Origin of the sequence: Chromohalobacter israelensis DSM 3043 (assembly GCF_000055785.1) — a bacterium.
GTDB classification, from domain to species: domain Bacteria; phylum Pseudomonadota; class Gammaproteobacteria; order Pseudomonadales; family Halomonadaceae; genus Chromohalobacter; species Chromohalobacter israelensis.
Genome location: NC_007963.1, coordinates 1,980,724 through 2,001,148, shown reverse-complemented (window position 1 = coordinate 2,001,148; position 20,425 = coordinate 1,980,724). Strand labels below are relative to the sequence as shown.

19 protein-coding genes are annotated in these 20,425 nt (G+C 65.6%); 15 read left to right on the top strand and 4 right to left on the bottom strand.

Annotation, left to right across the window (positions count from 1 at the left end; translation table 11 throughout):
- Positions 1–149 precede the first annotated feature (149 nt).
- From CSAL_RS08895 to CSAL_RS08875, 5 genes are all read left to right on the top strand, one after another.
- Positions 150–1,127 (top strand): tripartite tricarboxylate transporter substrate binding protein, encoded by a 978-nt coding sequence (locus tag CSAL_RS08895; protein ID WP_011507053.1) that lies wholly within the window; start codon positions 150–152, stop codon positions 1,125–1,127.
- A 13-nt stretch (positions 1,128–1,140) separates the two neighbouring features.
- A complete protein-coding gene (locus tag CSAL_RS08890; RefSeq protein ID WP_011507052.1) occupies positions 1,141–1,608 on the top strand; it encodes a tripartite tricarboxylate transporter TctB family protein in 468 nt (155 codons plus the stop codon).
- A 7-nt stretch (positions 1,609–1,615) separates the two neighbouring features.
- Positions 1,616–3,130 carry a tripartite tricarboxylate transporter permease gene (locus CSAL_RS08885; RefSeq protein ID WP_011507051.1) on the top strand — a complete coding sequence of 505 codons (1,515 nt, stop codon included), beginning with the start codon at positions 1,616–1,618 and terminating at the stop codon, positions 3,128–3,130.
- On the top strand, positions 3,127–4,194 hold the full coding sequence (locus CSAL_RS08880; protein ID WP_011507050.1) for an Ldh family oxidoreductase: 1,068 nt from the start codon (positions 3,127–3,129) through the stop codon (positions 4,192–4,194). Before CSAL_RS08885 ends, CSAL_RS08880 begins: the two co-directional genes overlap by 4 nt.
- 80 nt (positions 4,195–4,274) lie before the next feature.
- Positions 4,275–5,162: an NAD(P)-dependent oxidoreductase gene (locus tag CSAL_RS08875; protein WP_043559341.1), complete on the top strand. Its 888-nt coding sequence runs from the start codon at positions 4,275–4,277 to the stop codon at positions 5,160–5,162.
- 39 nt (positions 5,163–5,201) lie between these two features.
- Here the strand turns inward: CSAL_RS08875 and CSAL_RS08870 are convergent, their stop codons facing one another.
- A complete protein-coding gene (locus tag CSAL_RS08870) occupies positions 5,202–6,170 on the bottom strand; it encodes a GntR family transcriptional regulator (protein WP_011507048.1) in 969 nt (322 codons plus the stop codon).
- Positions 6,171–6,241: 71 nt separating this feature from the next.
- The gene (locus tag CSAL_RS08865; RefSeq protein ID WP_011507047.1) at positions 6,242–7,774 is read right to left on the bottom strand and encodes a UxaA family hydrolase; all 1,533 of its coding nucleotides are present in this window, start codon (positions 7,772–7,774) and stop codon (positions 6,242–6,244) included.
- 267 nt (positions 7,775–8,041) lie between these two features.
- Between CSAL_RS08865 and CSAL_RS08860 the strand changes: the two genes are divergently transcribed.
- The 5 genes from CSAL_RS08860 (at position 8,042) to CSAL_RS08840 (ending at position 13,901) form a co-directional block, all read left to right on the top strand.
- On the top strand, positions 8,042–9,358 hold the full coding sequence (locus CSAL_RS08860; protein WP_011507046.1) for an L-fuconate dehydratase: 1,317 nt from the start codon (positions 8,042–8,044) through the stop codon (positions 9,356–9,358).
- Positions 9,359–9,564: 206 nt separating this feature from the next.
- Positions 9,565–10,629: a TRAP transporter substrate-binding protein gene (locus tag CSAL_RS08855; RefSeq protein ID WP_011507045.1), complete on the top strand. Its 1,065-nt coding sequence runs from the start codon at positions 9,565–9,567 to the stop codon at positions 10,627–10,629.
- Positions 10,630–10,709: 80 nt separating this feature from the next.
- On the top strand, positions 10,710–11,192 hold the full coding sequence (locus tag CSAL_RS08850; RefSeq protein WP_011507044.1) for a TRAP transporter small permease: 483 nt from the start codon (positions 10,710–10,712) through the stop codon (positions 11,190–11,192).
- Entirely contained in the window at positions 11,189–12,445 is a 1,257-nt protein-coding gene (locus tag CSAL_RS08845) for a TRAP transporter large permease (RefSeq protein WP_011507043.1), read from the top strand. Before CSAL_RS08850 ends, CSAL_RS08845 begins: the two co-directional genes overlap by 4 nt.
- Before the next feature lie 34 nt (positions 12,446–12,479).
- Positions 12,480–13,901 (top strand): FAD-binding oxidoreductase, encoded by a 1,422-nt coding sequence (locus tag CSAL_RS08840; RefSeq protein ID WP_043558263.1) that lies wholly within the window; start codon positions 12,480–12,482, stop codon positions 13,899–13,901.
- A 69-nt stretch (positions 13,902–13,970) separates the two neighbouring features.
- On the opposite strand, the gene CSAL_RS08835 is transcribed toward CSAL_RS08840, so the two are convergent.
- Positions 13,971–14,630, bottom strand: a complete 660-nt coding sequence (locus tag CSAL_RS08835; protein WP_011507041.1) for a GntR family transcriptional regulator — start codon at positions 14,628–14,630, stop codon at positions 13,971–13,973.
- Positions 14,631–14,819: 189 nt separating this feature from the next.
- On the opposite strand from CSAL_RS08835, the gene CSAL_RS08830 reads away from it, so the two are divergent.
- The 3 genes from CSAL_RS08830 to CSAL_RS08820 are packed head-to-tail and all read left to right on the top strand — an operon-like array spanning position 14,820 to position 17,638.
- Positions 14,820–15,461 carry a chromate transporter gene (locus CSAL_RS08830; RefSeq protein ID WP_011507040.1) on the top strand — a complete coding sequence of 214 codons (642 nt, stop codon included), beginning with the start codon at positions 14,820–14,822 and terminating at the stop codon, positions 15,459–15,461.
- Complete coding sequence (locus CSAL_RS08825; RefSeq protein ID WP_011507039.1) at positions 15,458–15,988, top strand: chromate transporter; 531 nt, start codon at positions 15,458–15,460, stop codon at positions 15,986–15,988. The genes CSAL_RS08830 and CSAL_RS08825 overlap by 4 nt, the downstream gene beginning before the upstream one ends.
- 30 nt (positions 15,989–16,018) lie before the next feature.
- Positions 16,019–17,638, top strand: a complete 1,620-nt coding sequence (locus CSAL_RS08820) for a gamma-glutamyltransferase family protein (RefSeq protein ID WP_011507038.1) — start codon at positions 16,019–16,021, stop codon at positions 17,636–17,638.
- 27 nt (positions 17,639–17,665) lie between these two features.
- Here the strand turns inward: CSAL_RS08820 and CSAL_RS08815 are convergent, their stop codons facing one another.
- Positions 17,666–18,421, bottom strand: coding sequence for a FadR/GntR family transcriptional regulator (locus tag CSAL_RS08815; protein ID WP_011507037.1), 756 nt, complete (start codon positions 18,419–18,421; stop codon positions 17,666–17,668).
- A gap of 161 nt (positions 18,422–18,582) precedes the next feature.
- Here CSAL_RS08815 and CSAL_RS08810 point away from each other — a divergent pair, with 161 nt between their 5' ends.
- Positions 18,583–19,323 (top strand): SDR family oxidoreductase, encoded by a 741-nt coding sequence (locus tag CSAL_RS08810; protein ID WP_011507036.1) that lies wholly within the window; start codon positions 18,583–18,585, stop codon positions 19,321–19,323.
- A gap of 100 nt (positions 19,324–19,423) precedes the next feature.
- Positions 19,424–20,266, top strand: coding sequence for a fumarylacetoacetate hydrolase family protein (locus CSAL_RS08805; RefSeq protein WP_011507035.1), 843 nt, complete (start codon positions 19,424–19,426; stop codon positions 20,264–20,266).
- The last annotated feature ends 159 nt before the right edge of the window (positions 20,267–20,425 follow it).

Below are 20,425 nucleotides of genomic sequence, written 5' to 3'. Positions count from 1 at the left end.
AACTAATTGAAAAAAAGGAGGTTTCAAAGCGCTTTCTAGACCAAAGTCTAGATAAATGTATATTGCGCGCAATGTTCATTAACACTAGCTTGAAAGATGCATACCGCTAGACGTCATGCTTCATGACACACCAATAACAAGGATCGATCATGCTCAAACGTCACAACAAAACGCTCCTCGCCAGCACCGCCGTACTGCTGACCGCCATCGCCGGTCCGGCCTTCGCCGAGTATCCGGAAAAACCCATCACCATCATCGTCCCCTGGGCCGCCGGCGGCGGCACCGACGCCACCGCACGCACCATCGCCAAGGCGATGGAAGAAGAGCTCGGGGAAACCGTCAACGTCGTCAACCGCACGGGAGGCAGCGGCGTGGTGGGCCACAGCGCCATCGCCAACGCCAACCCGGACGGCTACACGCTCGGGCTGGTCACGGGCGAGATCAACATGATGCACTGGCAGGGCCTCACCGATCTCACCTACCGCGACTACACCCCCATCGCCCAGATCAACTACGACTACGCGGGCGTCCAGGTCGCCACCGACGGTCCCTTCGGCGATCTCGAGGACCTGGTGCAGACCGTGCGCGATGAACCCAAGGGCACCTTCAATGCCTCCGGCACCGGCCAGGGCGGCGTCTGGCACCTGGCCTTCGCCGGCTTTCTGATGGATCAGGGCATGGAGCCCGACCGGGTCACCTGGATTCCCAGTCAGGGGGCGGCCCCCGCCATGACCGAGCTCGCCGCCGGTGGCATCGACATCGTGCCGAGCTCGGTCCCCGAGGGGCGTTCGATGATCGAGTCCGGCCGCGCCAAGAGCCTGGGGGTCATGGCTCCCGAGCGCATCGACAGCTTCCCCGACGTGCCCACGGTTCAGGAAGCCATCGGCAGCGACTACCAGATCGGTGAGTGGCGCGGCATCGCCGGTCCCAAGGACATGGATCCCGAGATCGTCGCCACCCTGGAAGACGCCCTGGAAGCCGCCTACAACAGCGACACCTATCAGGGTTTCATGGCCAAGCAAGGGTTCGGCACCGAGTGGCGCAACGCCGAGGACTTCGGCCAGCTGATGGCCGACATGGATGAGCGCTTCGGCGAGATCGTCGAACAAGTCGGCCTGGCCAAGTAACCCGGAGGCCACGATGAAAGACTTCATGCTCGGCCTCGCGTTCATGGCGGCGGGTGCCATCGTCTATGTCGTGGCCCAGGGGTTCCCCACCATGCCGAGCCTGCAGTACGGGCCCTCACTGTTTCCCTCCCTCATCGGGGGAGGGTTCATGATCGGCGGGCTGATCCTTGCGATCAGTCATGGTGGGGCGCTCAAGGGCATCGCGCACGGCATCGCCTGGCGACCGGCCCCGGAGCGCATGCGCAATCTGCTGCTCTCCCTGCTGCCCGCGCTGGCCATCGTCTTCTACATCCTGGCAAGCGAATGGCTGGGGACCATGCTGTGCCTGGCCGTGATCATGTTCGTCATGATGCTCGCACGGCGCACCTCGCCCATTCTCGCGCTCGGGATCTCCATCGTCGCGGCACTGGTCATCGACCTGGTGTTCTCTCGCTACCTGCTCATTCCCCTCCCCGAGGGATTGCTGAGCCTCTGGGGGTAAGTAAGCCATGGATGCATTCCTGCAAGGCCTGGCGCTGGTCTTCAATTTTCAGACGCTGCTCGTCATCGCCGCCGCGGCCATTTTCGGGGTCTTCGTGGGCGCCGTGCCCGGGTTGACCGCGACCATGGCCGTGGCGCTGCTGGTGCCCATCACCTTCTACATGGACCCCACCCCCGCCATCGCGGCCATCGTGACCACCTCGGCGATGGCGATATTCGCCGGCGACATTCCCGGCACCTATCTCAATATCCCCGGCACCCCCGCGTCGGCCGCCTACGTCGGCGAGTCGCACCAGCTCGCGCGCCAAGGGCGAGCGCGGGAAACGCTGGGCACCAACCTGGTGTGCTCGATCTTCGGCGGCCTGTTCGGCACCCTGGTGCTGGTCTTCGTGTCGCCCTCGCTGGCCGAGGTCGCGCTGAAGTTCAGTTCGTTCGAGTATTTCTGGCTGGCGCTGCTGGGTCTTAGCTGCTCGATCTTCATCTCCATCGGCTCCAAGACCAAGGCCTTCCTGTCGCTGCTGGTGGGCCTGCTGCTTTCCACCGTCGGCCTCGACATGATGAGCGGCGCGCCGCGCTTCACGTTCGGCATTCCGGACTTGATGGCCGGTGTCAATTTCATTCCGGTGATGATCGGCATGTTCGCGCTCAATGAGCTGATGATGTTCTACGGCTCGAGCAACGAGGGGCGCAACGTCCCCGCCGTGCACAAGGACAAGGTCTTCGGCAGCGTCCCCCAGCATCTCAAGCGCTACTGGCGCAACCTGCTGCGCGGGAGTTCGACCGGCACGCTGATCGGTGCCCTGCCCGGCGCGGGCGCGGACATCGCGGCGTGGATCTCCTATGCCATGGGCAAGAGCCGCTCGAAGAACCGGGACGCCTACGGCACCGGGCACATCGAAGGCATCGTCGATGCCAGCTCGGCCAACAACTCCGGCATCAGCGGCGCCTGGGTACCCGCGCTGGTCTTCGGGATCCCCGGCGACTCGATCACCGCCATCGTCATCGGCGTGCTGTACATGAAGGGCATGAACCCCGGCCCCACCATCTTCATGGAGGGCGGCGGGCTGGTGTACGCCCTGTTCACGGTGTTCTTCATTGCCAACCTGATCATGCTGCCCATCGGCTACATCGCCATTCGCTCGGCCAAGGTGTTCATCCTGACCCCGCGCAAGGTGCTGATGCCGATCATCCTGTGCTTCTGCATCGTGGGTGCCTTCGCCATCAACAACGCCATCACCGATGTGTGGATCATGCTGATCATCGGCCTGGTGGCCTTCATCCTGGCACGCAACGACTTCCCCATGGCCCCTGCCATCCTGGGCCTGGTACTGGGCGGCACGCTGGAAAACAACTTCATGAGCTCGATGCTCAAGAGCAACGGCGACCTGCTGAGCTTCTTCTCGCGCCCGATCAGCGCGGGCCTGGGCATCATAGTCATCCTGATCTGGCTGCTGCCGCTGTTCGTTCGCCTCTATCGTCGCTATCGCGGCGCCTCTCGTGACCAATCGCCGAGGACTCCATGACCCTTTACGCGTCCACTCCCCTGACCGACCTGCTGACCGCGCTCTTTGCGGAAGCCGGCGCCACGGCGGAGGTCGCCGAGACCACCGCCTCGATACTCGTCGAGGGTGACCTGCTCGGTCATCACACCCACGGCGTCAAGCTGGCCAAGGGCTACCTCAACGACCTCAAGGCCGGCAATGCCTGCGGCGATCACCGGCAGCTGGCGCTCACGGAAAGCAGCCCCGTCGCCGCCATGATCGACGGACACTACGTGCTGGGGCCATATCTCGTGACGCGGGCCCTGGCGCATGCGCGACAGGCGGCCGACGGTTTCGGCATCGGCATCGTCACGCTCAAGCGTTCGCATCATATCGCCTGTCTGGCGGCCTACCTGCGCCCGCTCGTCGAGCAGGGCCTGGTCCCCATCGTGCTCAGCTCGGACCCCGCGGTAGCCTCGGTGGCACCCTACGGCGGCACCACGCCGGTGTACACGCCGGACCCGCTGGCGATCGGCATTCCGGGACGCGAACATCCGCTGCTGATCGATGTCAGCATGTCGAGCATCACCAACGGCACCGTCAACAAGACCCGCGCCGAGGGCGGCAAGCTCGCGCATCCCGCCATCCTCACCAACCGGGGCACGGTCAGCGACGACCCCGAGGACTTCTTCACCACGCCGCCCGGCAGCATCCTGCCCCTCGGCGGCCAGGCCTTCGGCCACAAGGGGTTCGCCCTGGGCCTGATGGTCGAGGCGCTGACCTCTGCGCTCGGCGGCTTTGGACGCAAGGACGCCCCCACGCAATGGGGCGCCTCGGCCACGGTGATGGTCATCGACCCGGCACGCTTCGGCGGCACGCAGGCCTTCCTGGATGAAACCGACTTCCTCGCCCGGCAATGCCTCGACTCCGAGCGCGTCGACCCCGAGGTCCCGGTGCGTCTCCCCGGCCAGTCGGGCCTGGCGAAGCGTCAGCGCTATCTGCGCGACGGCATCCCACTGCCCGGCGACGTCGTCGACGCCCTGCGCGAGGCCGTGGCCGGCTCCTCCCTGGCGGAGGGTGACCTGAGCCGCTCCCTGGGGCTGTGACCGAATCGACGACCGGGCTCATGAGCAACCGTGCGCCGGGGCACGACAACGACGACACGACAGCGCGGGAGGATCGCGACATGCAGGACACGACCACGATCGGCGTCATCGGTACCGGGCTCATGGGAGCGCCGATGGCCCGTCGCCTGGCGGAGGCGGGCTACGCGGTGCGCGCCTGGAACCGCAGCAACGACAAGGCCCGAGCCCTGACCGCGCACGGCATCGACATCGCCGACAGTCCGCGTGACGCCGCCGGCGCCGACATCGTCGTGGTCATGCTCAGCTCGGGTCCGGTATGCGACGACATCCTGCTGGGCCCCGAGGGCGTGATCGCCCACATGGCCCCGCATGCCACCCTGGTGGTGATGAGTTCCATCCCGGTCGATACCGCCCAGCGGCAGGCGCAGGCAGCCGAGGCTCGTGGCATCGGCTACCTGGACGCGCCGGTCTCCGGCGGCGAACGCGGCGCCATCGACGGCACCCTGGCCATCATGGTCGGCGGCGATCCGGCCACGTTCGAGCGTCACCGGCCCCTGTTCGCCCCGCTGGGCCGTGCCGTCCATGTGGGACCCGCCGGCAGCGGGCAACTCGCCAAGCTCGCCAACCAGTCCATCGTCGCCAATACCATTGCCACCGTCGCCGAAGCCTTGCTGCTCGCCGAACGCGGCGGCGCCGATCCCCGCAAGGTGCGCGAGGCCTTGATGGGCGGCTTCGCCGACTCGACGATCCTGCAGGTGCACGGCGAACGCATGCTCGACGAGGACTTCCGTCCCGGCGGCCCGGCCAAGTGGCAATGGAAGGATACGCAAACCGCGCAGGCGCTCGCCGACGACCTGGCGCTGGACCTGCCCGTGTCACGGCTGGTGGACGGCCTGTTCGGCGACCTGGTGGCGAACGGCGACGGCGACCTGGACCACAGCGCGCTGATCCGCGAGCTGCGCCGGCGCAACGGCGAGCGCCCGAGCTGATCGACACCCAGCCCTCACGGCGTTTGTTTTGTCACGCACTCAGGAAGGCGCGACCTCGCGCAGATAGTTCGGCACGTCGATCGCGCCGGCCTCGCGGAAGTCGCTCAGGCGTGCCTGGACCTGCGCTTCCGAGCGCGCCAGGTGCTCGTCGAGAGCGCGCCCCGCCGCCCCGCCGTCGCGCGCCAGCGCCTTGTCGAACACATGCCGGTGTTCGTCGAAGAACGGTGCCACGCTGGGCAGCGCGATCGACGACCCCAACAGGTGCTTGCTGATCAGCAGGATCGGCCGTGTGCGCTGCAGCATGGTCATGATCTCCGCGTTGTTGCCTCGCGCCAGCGCTTCATGGTGCAGATCGTTCTCCAGGGCGTCGAGGCGCGCGCTGGGCACCTGGGGGTAGGCGCGCGCGGCATCGTCCAGACGCTGGAGATAGCGGCGTATTTCGGCGTCCTCGAGCGCCTCGGCAGCGCGCGTCATCATGTACGGCTCCAGCTGGCGACGCGCCTGATACAGGTCGCGAAGCCGTGCATCGTCCAGGGGAACGACCGTCCAGCTGCTGTACTTGACCTTTTCCACCACGCCGATGCTCTGCAGATAGAGCAGGATGCGGTGCGTCAGGGAGCGACTGACCGACAGCGCCCGCGCCAGTTGCAGCTCGTTGAGCTCGAAGCGCCCTTTCATCGAGCACAGCACCACATCGCGTTCCACGCCCTCCGCGAACGTTCGCCAGGTATCCGTGCGCTCGATGCGCGAGGCGCTGAAATCTCCCGTCCCCAGCGAACGCCTCACGATCTCGCCCGGGCGCGGCCCGACCTGATAACCGCGCCCCTCGAAACGGCAAATCGCTCCCTCTTCGTGCAACCGCGACAGCGTCTGCCTCACCGGTGAACGACTCATGCAAAAATGCTCGGCAATGTGCCCTTCCAGCAGGACCAGTCCGGGCTCGAGACGCCCGGCGTCGATGGCGTCACGCAACACCCGGTAGAGCTGCTCTTTCAGCGATCTGGCCATGGGGCTGTCTTTTCCTCCTGGACTGTCTTCCCTGCGTCTTCTCGTACGGCTTCGGCACCGGGACACCGCACTCAGGTGATGGCGCCGACCATCCACGGCACGAACTCGTTGCTGCCATAGCCCAGCGACTCGCTGGCACTCGCCTCGCCGGAGGCGACCGCGAGAATCTTCTCGAAAATCGCCTCGCCCATGGCCTCCACGCTCATCTCGCCATCGAGGATGGCGCCGCAGTTGATGTCCATGTCCTCGTGCATGGTCTCATACATGGCCGTGTTGGTGGCCAGCTTGAGACACGGCGCCGGCTTGAAGCCGGAGACCGACCCCCGCCCCGTGGTGAAGCACACCAGGGTGGCACCGGAGGCGATCTGACCGGTGACCGAGGCCGGATCGTACCCGGGGCTGTCCATGAAGTTGAACCCGGGGACCTTGAGCGGCTCGGCGTATTCGAGCACGTCGTTCAGGCTCGAGGCGCCGCCCTTGGCCACGGCCCCCAGGGACTTCTCGAGGATGGTCGAGAGGCCGCCGGCCTTGTTGCCGGGCGACGGATTGTTGTTGAGCTCGGCGCCGTTGATCTCGGTATAGTGCTTCCACCAGGCGATCCGCGCCAGCAGCTTGCGCGCCACCTCCACGTCCACCGCGCGGTCCAGCAGCAGGTGCTCGGCGCCGTAGATTTCCGGCGTTTCGCTCAGGATGGCGCTGCCGCCGTGACGCACGATCAAGTCGGCGGCGTGGCCCAGGGCGGGGTTCGCGGTGATCCCCGAATACCCGTCGGAACCGCCGCACTGCAGGGCCACGCTCAAGTGCTTGAGCGACGCGGGACGGCGCTCGTCGCGCCCATGTGCGCGCGCCATGTCGAGCACTTGCTCGTAGGCCTTGCCGATGCTGGCCCGGGTACCGCCGACCTGCTGGATGTTGAAATAGGCCAGGCGACGCTCGTCGCTCAACCCGGCGCTTTCCACCAGCTGCTTGACCTGGTTGGTTTCGCATCCCAGGCCGATGATCACCACCAGCGCGAAGTTGGGATGCCGCGCATAGCCAGCGATCACCCGCTCGAGGAACGCGAAGCCTTCGGATTCGGTGTTCATCGCGCATCCCGAGCCATGCGTGATGGGCACCACGCCGTCGAAGCCGAGAGCCTCGATCTCGGGATTGGCATTGAGCTGCTCCGCGGCCACCTTGGCCACGGTCGCCGAGCAGTTCACCGTCGACAGGATACCGATGTAATTGCGGGTTCCGACCTGGCCGTTCGGCCGATGGTAGCCCATGAAGGTGCGATCGGAGTCCTGCGTCGGCGAACGCGGGAACGGCTGGAAGTCCGTCAGGGTCGTGTCCCGCTCGAGCATGGCCACGTTATGGGTGTGCACGTGCTCGCCGACGTCGATGTCGCGGCTCGCCCGCCCGATGACCTGGCCGTACTTGATGATGGCGTCGCCCGTGGCGATGGCCGTCAGGGCGACCTTGTGACCGGCATCGATGTTGTGACGCGCCACCCGCTCGCCGTCGCCGTCCAGCGGCAGTCCCTGTGGCAGGGCCCGGGTCGCGACCCCCACGTTGTCGGCATCGTTGAGCCGGATGACCGGCGGCGTCGTATTGATGAGCTGCATAATGACCTCGGTAACCGTTGACCGTCAGGGCGTGCGCGAAGGGCGCGGATTCGACTAACGTCACAATATTGAATATTGCACGCAATGTTCAATTATAACTTTGGCGGTGTCTTCCTGGCATTGCAAGTCCCCGCTGCATTGCGATAACCAGAAAGAATCGGCACAACAAAATTGCGATTGGCACGTTATTATCGATTCGCCGTAGCCTGACTCCGAGAACCACTCGTGAACGCGGCGCAGGCCGCTCCCACCATCAGGACGACAGGCATGACCACGATTACCCACCTGCAAGCACGCGACATCCGCTTTCCCACGTCACGCCAGCTCGACGGCTCTGACGCCATGAACGAGGCGCCGGATTACTCGGCCACCTATGTCACGCTCACCACCGACGCCGACGACGGCCTTCAGGGGCACGGGCTGACCTTCACCATCGGGCGCGGCAACGATGTCTGCGTCATGGCCGTCGAGGCCCTGGCGTCGCGCATCGTGGGTCGCGATCTCGAGACCATCACCGCCGACATGGGCACGTTCTGGCGCGACCTCACCAGCGGCGACAGCCAATTGCGCTGGCTGGGACCGGAAAAAGGCGTCATGCACCTGGCCTCGGCCGCCATCGTCAACGCCGTGTGGGACCTGTGGGCGAAGCGTGAAGGCAAGCCGGTCTGGAAGCTGCTGGTGGACATGACGCCCGAGCAGCTGGTCCGCTGCCTGGATTTCCGCTTCGTCACCGACGCCCTGACCCCGCAGGAAGCCATCGGCCTGCTCAAGCGCCGCGAAGCCGGCAAGGCAGAGCGCGAAGCGCACATGCGCGCCGAGGGCTATCCCGGCTATACCACCTCCGCCGGCTGGCTCGGCTATTCCGAGGACAAGATGCGCCGCCTGGCGCGCGAGGCGCTGGCCGAGGGCTGGACGCACTTCAAGCAGAAGGTCGGCGGCAACCTCGAGGAAGACCGCCAGCGCGCGCGCATCCTGCGCGAGGAAATCGGCTGGGAACGGGCGCTGATGATGGACGCCAACCAGATGTGGGAAGTCGACGAAGCCGTCGCCAACATGCGCGACCTGGCGGAATTCGATCCGCTGTGGATCGAGGAGCCCACCAGCCCGGACGATATCCTCGGGCATGCCGAGATTCGCCGCCGCCTGGCCCCCATCGGCGTCGCCACCGGCGAGCACTGCCACAACCGGGTGATGTTCAAGCAACTCCTGCAGGCCGGTGCCATCGACTATTGTCAGCTCGATGCCGCGCGTCTCGGCGGGCTCAACGAAGTGATCATCGTCACGCTGCTGGCCGCCAAGTACGACGTTCCCATCTGCCCGCACGGCGGCGGCGTGGGCCTGTGCGAGTACACCCAGCACATCTCGCTGTTCGATTACATCGCAGTCTCCGGCTCGCTGGACGGCCGCATTCTGGAATACGTCGACCACCTCCACGAGCACTTCGTCGATCCGGTACGGATCCGGCAAGGGCGCTACCAGGTGCCCGAGGCGCCGGGCTACAGCATCACCCTGCATGACGACGCGCTCGAGCGTCATCAGTACCCCGACGGCGCGGCCTGGCAGGAGGGTTCGGCGGGCAATTGAGAGGCCGTCTACGACTAACGATGAAGTCTCATCGGCAGGCATCTCGGTGTATGTTCAACATTAAGATGACCAAGAGCAGACACGGCGTCTGCCGAAGGGAATCGCGCGACTCCCGGATCGACTCGCCAAGAGGCCGGGGATCGCGATGATACCGGTGTCATAAGTGACACACATGCCAGCACTACCATCAGTTCCAGGAGGACAGGATGACAACAACCACAACGACACGCTTCGTTTCCGTCGTGGGCGGCGCCGTTCTCGGCTTGACCGCGTTCAGCGCCTCTGCGGCGACCGAAATGCCTCCGCTGCCGGAGGTCAAAGGTGAGAAGGTCGAGGCCGACGGCAATTTCAAGATCAAGTTCAGCATCGGCACCACGGAATCCGGCGCGCAATACCGCGGCCTCGAATATTTCGAGAAGATCGTCGAACAACGCAGCGACGGCAACATTCAGGTCGAACTGTTCCCGGGCGCCCAGTTGGGCGATGACCGCCAGGCCACCAGTGCGCTCCAGTCGGGCACGCTGGAAATGACCATGCCGTCGACGTCTCCGCTGGTGAACATGTTCCCGGAATTCGCGGTGTTCGACCTCCCCTTCCTCTTCCCGCAGCCTGAAATGGCGGATGCGGTACTCGACGGCGAGATCGGCCAGCAGATGCTCGAAGACGCGTCCTCGCAAGGCCTGGTGGCGATCGGCTGGGGTGAAAACGGTTACCGTCAGCTGACCAACAGCCAGCACCCGGTCGAGGAGCCGGCGGACCTCGACGGCCTGAAGATCCGTACCATGGAGAACGATCTCCACCTGGATATCTGGCGCACCCTGGGGGCCAACCCGACGCCGATGTCCTTCGCGGAGCTGTTCACGGCGCTCGAGCAAGGGGTCGTCGACGGTCAGGAAAATCCGTGGATCACCATCGAATCCTCCAAGTTCAACGAGGTGCAGGACTACGCCACCGAAACCAACCACGTCTACACACCGTTCATCACGCTGGTCTCCGCGCGTTTCTGGGATCGTCTGCCGGAAGACTACCAGCAGCTGCTGCGCGACGCGGCCACCGAGATGGGCGACTATCAGCGCCACGTCAGCCGCACGCTGAACGATCAGATCAAGCAGGATCTGAAGGATTCCGGCATGCAGATCACCGAGCTGACGCCGGAGCAGGTCAAGGTCTTCCAGGACAAGCTGGAGCCGGTGTATGAAGACTGGCGCGACCAGATCGGCGGCGAGCTGATCGACGATATCCGCGCCCAGGTGGAACAAGCGCAAGAGTAAGACCTTCAAGCCCGCGGGGAAGGCCGCCATCGGCCTTCCCCGCTTAGTATCAATACGCAAGCTCCTTCCCTGGAGGCTTCATGAAGTCACGTTCGGGTAACGCCTACTTGAACAAACTGATCAGAAGCTTGGACATCATCATCGGGCTCCTCGTCGTCGGCGTGGTCATCACCGTTTCGATGAATGTCTTCGGTCGCTTCCTGTTCAGCTACTCCTTTGCCTGGGCCGCCGAGATCTCGCGGCTGTTCTTCATCTGGATGGTGCTGCTGGGTGCCGGTATCGCCAGCCTGACCAACGAGCACGTCGCCGTGACGCTTTTCAAGGACAAAGCGAGCCCGACCCTGAAGAAAATCTTCGGACTGGTGTCGGCGCTGATCATCTACGCGGTCTGCATCAGCATCTTCGTCGGTTTCGACGGCATCATTTCAGGCTACGTGAGCTCGACGCCCTTCCTGGGAATCCCCAAGACCGTGCTCTATAGCGCCATGGTGGTCATGGCGGTACTGACTGTCATCGGCAACAGCATTTTCCTCTACAACGTGTTCAAACGAGGTGCGGCATGATCCTGTGGAGCATTCTCTTGGGCCTGTTCGCCTGCATCGTGATCGGCATGCCGATCTCGTTCGGCCTGGCCGCGATCTGCCTGTTCATCTTCTTCTACGCCGATTACGGCCTGACGACCCTGGTCTCGCAGGCCGTGAACGGGCTCGACTCCTTTCCCCTGCTGGCCATCCCGCTGTTCATCCTGGTCGGCGAGGTGATGAGCTCGGGCGGCATCGCCAAGCGCCTGGTCCGCCTGGCCAGCGCCATGGTCGGCTTCGTCGCCGGCGGCCTGGGTCAGGTCACCGTGCTGACGTCGATGTTCTTCGGCGGCATCAGCGGCTCCGCCGTGGCCGACGCCTCCGCCGTGGGCAGCATGATGATCAACCCCATGAAGCAGCACGGCTACTCGGGGCCCCGCGCGACCGCCATCGTCGTCGCCGCCTCGGTGGTAGGCATCATCATTCCGCCCTCGATTCCGATGATCCTGTTCGGGGTCGTGACCGGCACCTCGATTTCACAGCTGTTCATGGCGGGGATCGTGCCCGGGGTACTGATCACCATCGGGCTGGCAATGGCCACCTATCTCCAATCCAAGAAGACCGGTGCCGCTCAGCCCTTCGACTTCCAGGAGCTGCTGGCCGCCCTCAAGGATTCCGTACTCGCGCTGCTTCTGCCGATCATCATCGTCGGCGGCATCCTCAGCGGCGTGTTCACGCCGACCGAAAGCGCCGCCGTCGCCCTGCTCTACGCCCTGGGCGTGTCGATGTTCGTGTATCGCAGCCTGAGTCTCAAAGGCTTCTTCGAGCTGTGCATCTCCACCGGCCGCCTGACCGGCGTGGTGCTGCTGTTGCTGGCCTTCGCCAGCGTGCTGGCGTGGCTGCTCACCGCCAACCTGGTGCCCCAGCAGATCGTGGTCATGCTCGCCGAGCTCTCGCAGAACAAGTACGTCATCCTGGGCGTGCTGATGCTATTCCTGCTCATCGTCGGCTTCTTCATGGACCTGACGCCGGCCATGGTCATTCTGGCGCCCTTGATGACCCCGGTGGTGGTCAAGCTCGGCATCGACCCGGTCTACTTCGGCGTCATGATGTCGTTCATCCTGGGGATCGGCCTGATCACGCCACCGGTGGGCACCGTGCTCTACGTCGGGTGCGGCGTCGGCAAGGTGAGCCTGGAAGACCTGGTCAAGAGCCTGATGCCCTATTACCTGACGCTCATCCTGCTGCTCATCGCCTTCCTTGCCTTCCCGGGCCTGGTGCTCTGGTACAAGTGACATGAGTGACACGAGAGGACAACGAGACGACACGATGCCGATCGATACCGCCGAGCTACATCGTTTCCTGACCGAGCTGCTGGGCGCCGGCGGGGTCATCGACGACCCCGCGGAGTTCGGCCGCTATACCACCGACTGGGCGGGCGACAAGGGCAGCGACCCCTGGATGGTCGCCCGCCCCGGCACCCCGGAGCAGGTCGCCGATATCGTCGCCTTCTGCCACCGCCACCGCATTCCCATGGTGGCGCAGGGTGGCCATTCCGGCCTGGTGGGTGGCGCGCAGCCCGATGCCGAGCGTCGCGAACTCCTGATCAGCCTCGAACGGCTCAACAGGATCCGCCACATCGACCCCATCAACTTCAGCATGAGCGTCGACAGCGGCTGCATCCTGCAGACCGTCAAGGACGCCGCCGAGGCCGCGGATTGCTACTTTCCGCTCGCCCTCGGCGCACAGGGAAGCTGCCAGATCGGCGGCAACGTTTCCACCAACGCCGGCGGCCTCAACGTGCTGCGCTACGGTATGATGCGTCAGCTGGTGCTGGGCCTCGAGGTGGTGCTGCCCGACGGTCGCCTGTGGAATGGCATGCACGCCTTGCACAAGGACAATCGCGGCTACGATCTCAAGCAGCTGTTCATCGGTGCCGAGGGCACGCTGGGCATCGTCACCGGCGCAGTGCTCAAGCTCGCCCCGCGTCCGCAGACGAGTCGCACCGCACTGATCGCCGTCCCCGACATTGCCTCGGCCCTGGCGCTGTACGGCCAGGCGCGACGCAGCTGTTGCGACTTGCTGTCGGCCTTCGAGCTGATTCCCCGGGTATGCATGGAACTGGCCTTCGAAGCGGCACCCGACCTGCCCGACCCGCTGGACGAGGCGTACCCGGTCTATGTGCTGCTGGAGGTCTCGGCCAGCGGCCCGGTGGATCTCGACGCCATGATCGAGCACCTCTTCGAGACCGGCGCCGAACAGGAGCACGTGCTGGACGGCGTGCTCGCCAGCAGCGAGGCGCAGGCCGCCCAGCTATGGCAGATCCGCGAGAGCATGCTGGAAGGTCAGCAAATGCGCGGCGAGCATCTGCGCACCGACGTCTCCCTGCCCATCTCGGGTCTGACCGCGTTCTTCGAGGCCGCCAGTCACGCCGTGGCACAGCGCTCGCCGGACACGCAGATCATCGCCTACGGTCACATCGGTGACGGCAATCTCCACTTCAACCTGTTGCCGCCGCCGGCGCTCGACCTCGAGGCCAAGAAGGCCCTGCTGCACGAGCTGGAAACGCTGCTGTTCGACCTGGTGGACGCGCATCACGGCAGCATCAGTGCCGAGCACGGCATCGGCCGCGTCAAGCAGGCACCGTTCCTCGAGGACCTCGGAGAACTGGAATACAGCCTGCTCAGCGGTCTCAAGCGGTTGTTCGACCCCCACGGGCTGATGGCCGCCGGACGCATCCTGCCCCGCTAGCTACCGCCACCTTTACGGACCACACGCGAGACGACGAGCGCCATGTCGCGGCCGAGCCGCACATGGCGCTCATGCGTCGGGTACCGCGCCCAGCGCCACGTCGTGGGAAATGCGGATATGCGACTGCAGCAACGCGCGTGCCCCCTCGATGTCACGTGCCAGTGCCAGAGACACCAGTTCCTGATGCTGGGCATCGAGTTCGGCGCGCACGCCGGGAACCGCCGGCGCCATGCGCCGATAACGATCGAACTGGTCATGCAGCTGCTCGATGAAACGCAATAGCCAGGGCGAGCCACAGGGCGCCACCAGCGTGCGGTGAAAACGCGTATGCAACAGCTCCCACTCCTCGAGGGGCGTGGGCTGCTCGTCGGCGCGCTTGAGCCGATGTGCCGCCGCCAGCAGCTCGGACTCCCACTGGGCATCGCCATGCTGCATGGCGCGCGTCAGGGCCATGCCCTCGAGTTCGCGACGCATGCCGGCGATGTCGTCGAGTTCGGCGCGCGAGACGCCGGGCACCCGAAAGCCGCGCTGGTTCTCCTGTTGCAGCAGGCCATAGGCGGCCAGCCGGTTGAGGGCTTCTCGCAGCGGGCTCAGGCCGACACGGTAATGGGCCTTGAGCGTATTGATGGCCAGCTTTTCTCCCGCCGCGAAACGCCCGTTGATCAGGTCGCGGCGCAACGACTCGAAGACGGTGCTGGCCGCCGTGGCACTTTCGGGTTTGTCCCTCATGCACTGCTCCTTCCTTGCCCATGCCGAGACGATACACGGCCCCCCCCTGTGAGGTTGACGCTTCTCGCCGGACGGCTCTATAGTCGACACAAAATCGATTTTCCGACATACAAACGATCAAGACAACCGTTGTCCGCCCCGTGGGGCCGGCATCTCGACGACGGAGACGACGGACAAGGACGCCAGACGATGCCACAGCCCACTTCCTCGGTACCGGCGAGCCAGGGTGCCATTTTCACCACTTTCCTGCGCATCGGGTTGCTCGGCTTCGGCGGCGGCCCCGCGATGATCCCGCTGATCCACGCCGAGGTCGTCAAGCGTCGTCAATGGATGGAAGACGACGCCTTCGCCGACGTGTTGGCCATCGCCAACACCCTGCCCGGCCCCATCGCCACCAAGATGCCCGGCTACATCGGCTATCGCATCGGTGGCGTCACGGGCTGCCTGAATGCCGTGCTCGCCATCGTGCTGCCGATGGTGATCGCGCTCATCGCCTTGCTGGGATTGTTCAGTCGCTATCGGCACGTCGGCTGGATACAGGGCATGGGGCAAGGCGTCCTTCCCGTGGTCATGGTCATGATGGCGCAATTGACCTGGGACTTCTTCAACAAGTCGCGACGCGGCATCGGGGTCTGGATCAGCCTGGCCATGATCGCCGTCGCGGCGGGGCTGATCCTCGCCCTGGGCGTGCATCCCGGCTGGGTCATCCTCGCTCTGCTGGTCGCCGCCTGGCTGCTCCCGATCCGCCGCAGGCCGCCCCCGTCGGAGGCCGCGCCAGCGTCATCGTCAGCGGCTGAACGGCCAGCATCCTCCCGGGAGACGCCGCGATGATCTACTGGCATCTCTTCCTGGCGTTCTTCGTTCCCAACATCATCGGCTATGGCGGGGGCCCGGCGATCATTCCCCTGATCGAGACCGAGGTCGTCGATCGTTACGGCTGGATGAGCGCGCAGCAGTTCGCCGAGGTCCTGGCCCTGGGCAACGCCCTGCCCAGCCCCATCGCCACCAAGATGGCCGGCTACATCGGCTTCGAGGTCGCCGGCGTGCTGGGCGCCACGGTGGCGGTACTGGCCACGGTGGTGCCCACGCTGCTGCTGATGCTGGGCGCGCTGGGGCTGCTCTATCGCTTCCGCGACTCGCCGCGCATCAAGCGCATGAGCCAGTGGGTTCGCCCGGTGATCGCGCTATTGATGGCCGAACTGACGTTCGGCTTTTTCAGCGAGGGCCTCGCCGGTCCCGGCCTCGTGCACACCCTGTTGATCGCCGCCGTCGCCGCCGTGGCGCTGATCCGCTTGCGCATTCATCCCGCCTTCGTGGTACTCGGCGCCCTGGTCTACGGGGGCCTGTTCCTCGGCTGACCGCTCACCACAACAACGTCTGGAGCCGCCATGCAATTCGATCCGCATTACTACCCCACCGCCTCGCGCCGCATGACGACCTACGGCCGGCGCGGCATGGTCGCCACCTCGCAATCGCTGGCGGCGCAAACCGGCATGGATATCCTCAAGCAAGGCGGCAATGCCGTGGATGCCGCCATTGCCACAGCCGCCGCGCTGACCGTCGTCGAGCCTACCTCCAATGGCCTGGGCAGCGACGCCTTCGCCCTGGTGTGGATCAACGATGAACTCCACGGCTTGAACGCCAGCGGTCGCGCGCCCCAGGGCATTTCACGGGAAGCCGTCAGGGCCCGGGGCTTCGACGCCATGCCCGAACACGGCTGGCTACCGGTGACGGTGCCCGGCGCACCGGGCGCCTGGGCCGAGCTGTCGGCCCGCTTCGGTGTCCTCGACTTCGCCGACCTGCTGGCACCCGCCATCGCCTTGGCCGAAGACGGCTTTCCCGTGTCGCCGGTGGTGCAACAACTGTGGGCGGAAGCCCATGCCACTTACGCCGCCTACGACGATGCCGTCTTCACGCCCTGGTTCGAGACCTTCTCGATCGACGGCCGCGCGCCCCGGGTGGGCGAGCTCTGGCACGCCCCGGATCACGCCAGGACGCTGCGCGCCATTGCCGAGACCCACGCCGAGACGTTCTATCGGGGCGATCTAGCGCAGCGCATGGATGCCCATTCCCGCGACCATGGCGGTTTCCTGCGTGCCGAGGACCTGGCCGCCTACCGCCCGGAATGGGTCACCCCCGTGAGCGCCGAGTATCGCGGCCACGACATATGGGAAATCCCGCCCAACGGCTCGGGCCTGATCGCGCTGATGGCGCTGAATACGCTGAACGGCGACGCCCCACTTCATCAGGATACGCCGCACGCTCACCTCGACACCCTGCACCGGCGCATCGAAGCGCTCAAGCTCGCCTATGTCGACGGCCTGCATTACATCGGCGACGCCGATCACATGCCGGTCACCGCCGAGGCCATGCTCTCGCCCGAGTACGCGGCACGCCGGCGCGCACTGATCGGCGACCGCGCCCGCGATCCCGAACCGGGCGAGATTCCCCGCGGCGGCACGGTCTATCTCGCCACGGCGGACGCCGAGGGCAACATGGTGTCGTTCATCCAGAGCAACTTTCACGGCTTCGGTTCCGGGGTCGTCGTGCCGGGCACCGGCATCAGCCTGCAGAATCGCGGGGAATCTTTTTCGCTGGAGGCCGGGCACGTCAATGCCCTGGCGCCCGGCAAGCGTCCCTACCACACCATCATTCCCGGTTTCATTACCCACCGGGGACACGCGGTGGGGCCCTTCGGCGTGATGGGCGGCTACATGCAGCCACAAGGCCACGTCCAGGTGGTCACCGGCATGCTCGACGAACACCTCAACCCGCAGGCGGCCCTCGACGCACCGCGCTGGAAGTGGGTCGCGGGACGCACCGTCGAGGTGGAGCCGCACTTTCCCGACCACCTCGCCCAGGCGCTCCAGCGGCGCGGCCACGACATCGTCAAGTGCCACGACTCGCTGAGCTTCGGGCGCGGGCAGGTGATCCTGCGGGACCCCGACAGCGGCGTGCTCAGTGGCGGCACCGAACCCCGTGCCGACGGCGCAGTGCTCGCCTGGTAGATGACGCAGAGGCGAGCCGCCGGGCCGTCACTCCGCGAAAAACACCCGCAGCACATGATCGAGGTGCACTTCCATGGCCTGACGCGCCGCCGCCGGGTCACGCGCCTCGATCGCCGCTACCAGGCGCTCGTGATCTTCCTGCGAGCGCTGCGGCATGCCGGTCTCCATGAACAATTCCTGCAGGCGCCGGAACATGACCCCGTACTGGTGACCCAGCAGGTGCTTGATCAGCAGCGCATAGGCCGCGTTACCCGAGGCTTCGGCGATGCGGATGTGCAACAGCCGGTCGCCGGCCAGGTTGCCGCCGCCATGGTTGTTGTCGTAGATGTTGCGCTCCAGCGCCGCACGGATGGCGCTGAGATCCTCGTCCGTGGCGTTCATCGCCGCCAGGGCCGCGTTCTCCGGCTCCAGATAACGCCGCGCCTGCAGCAGCGAAAACGGCGGTATCTCCTCGTCGAGATTGAGCTCGATCTCGCTGGCGAACTCGGGGTCGAGCGCCCACGGCTCCTTGCGAGCCGCGGCCTGCATCACCGAGCCCGGCGGCATGGCGTCGACTTCCTTGACCAGCACCCCGTGTCCCACGCGCACCTCGACGATGCCCACGACTTCCAGGGCGATCAGCGCCTCGCGCACCGACGCGCGGCTGACGCCCAGCTGCTGCGCCAGATCCCGCTCGGGCGGCAACAAGGATCCCGGGGGAAATTCGCCGTCACGAATCAGTTGCTGCAACTGATCGGCGATCTGCCGGTACAGGCGCTGTGAGCGAATGGTTTGAATCGGCATCGCGTCGTCTCTCCGCACCGCGTTGCGACTAAAGTTGATGGCAATTGACTTGCCGCCGAGACCTAGCCCAGTAGATGATGGCTCGACCATTGGTCAGGCCTCTGGATCTTCGAATGGCTGGCCGCGCTATGTTCCCACGTTCAGCAGGGATTCGCCACACCATGAGACTTCAACACAAGACCGCACTGGTCACCGCCGCGGGACAGGGCATCGGCCGCGCCACGGTGGAGCGCTTTCTCGCCGAGGGCGCCAGTGTCATCGCCACCGACATCGACCCCGGCCTGCTCGACGACCTCGACGACGTCCGGGCACACCGGCTGGACGTCACCCGGCACGCCGACATCGAGACGCTGGCCGACGAGATCGGCGGTATCGATATCCTCTTCAACTGTGCCGGCATGGTGCCGGGCGGCTCGATACTGGAATGCGACGACGCCACCTGGGAGCGCAGCTTCGCCCTCAACGTGACCGCCATGTTCCACATGATCCAGGCGTTTCTCCCCGGCATGCTCGCGCGAGGCGGCGGCAGCATCGTCAACATGGCCTCGCTGGCATCGAGCATCAAGGGCGTGCCCAACCGCTTCGCCTACGGCACCACCAAGGCCGCGGTCATCGGCTTGACCAAGTCGGTGGCCGCCGACTACATGACCCGGGGCATTCGCTGCAACGCCATCTGCCCCGGCACCGTCGAGTCGCCCTCGCTGCATCAACGCATCGAGGACCAGGCCCGGCAACAGGGGCGCGACAAGGCCGCGGTATTCCAGGAATTCATCGACCGCCAGCCCATGGGTCGCCTGGGCCACCCCGAGGAAGTCGCTGCGCTGGCGACCTTCCTGGCCTCCGACGAGGCGGCGTTCATCACCGGCACCGCGCAGCTGATCGACGGCGGCTGGGCCAACTGATCGCGGCGCGATCGCCCGCAGCGCCCCGACACCGGCGCAGCGCTGGTGCTCGCTGGCCATCAGACGCAACTCACTTACGTGGTACATAAAAGGAAATCGCATGAAACTGCTACGCTTCGGCCCTCCGGGCCAGGAAAAGCCCGGCCTGCTGGATGCCAGCGGCAAGATTCGCGACCTCTCGTCGCTGATCCAGGACGTCGCCGGCGAGTCGCTCGATGACACCGCCCTGGCGCGCATCGCCCAAGCCGATCACGAGAGCCTGCCGGAAGTCCCCGAAGGGACGCGTCTGGGGCCCTGCGTGGGTCGAGTCGGCAAGTTCATCTGCATCGGCCTCAACTACTCCGACCATGCGGCGGAGACCGGCGCCGAGGTGCCGCCGGAACCGGTGGTCTTCAACAAGTGGACCAGCGCCATCTGCGGCCCCAACGATGACGTGGAGATCCCCCGCGACTCGCAAAAGACCGACTGGGAGGTCGAGCTGGGTGTCGTCATCGGCAAGGGCGGACGCTACATCGACGAAGCCGATGCCATGAACCACGTGGCCGGCTACTGCGTGATCAACGACGTCTCCGAGCGGGAATTCCAGCTCGAGCGCAGCGGCAGCTGGGACAAGGGCAAGGGCTGCGACACCTTCGGCCCGCTCGGCCCCTGGCTGGTCACTCGGGACGAGATCGCCGATCCCCAGTCGCTCGACATGTGGCTGGAAGTCGACGGCAAGCGTTATCAGGACGGCAACAGCCGCACCATGGTCTATCAGATCCCCTACCTGGTCGCCTACCTGAGCCGCTTCATGAGCCTGCAGCCCGGCGATGTCATCTCCACCGGCACGCCGCCGGGCGTCGGCGCGGGCCAGCAGCCGCAGGTCTTCCTCAAGCCCGGCCAGACCATGCGCCTGGGGATCGAAGGCCTCGGCGAGCAGTGCCAGCGCACCAAGCAGGCGTGATCGCGCCAGAGACCGCCCACGCGGCGGTCTCGCTTCTTCCTCCAGGGGGAACGGCCACGACTTATGTCTAACCCTCTCCACCGTTAAAACGCTTGAAGTCGGGACCCTCGCTTGGGCATCTTGTTAGCCCATTGGCCTGACCTCTAGATCAAAAGACCG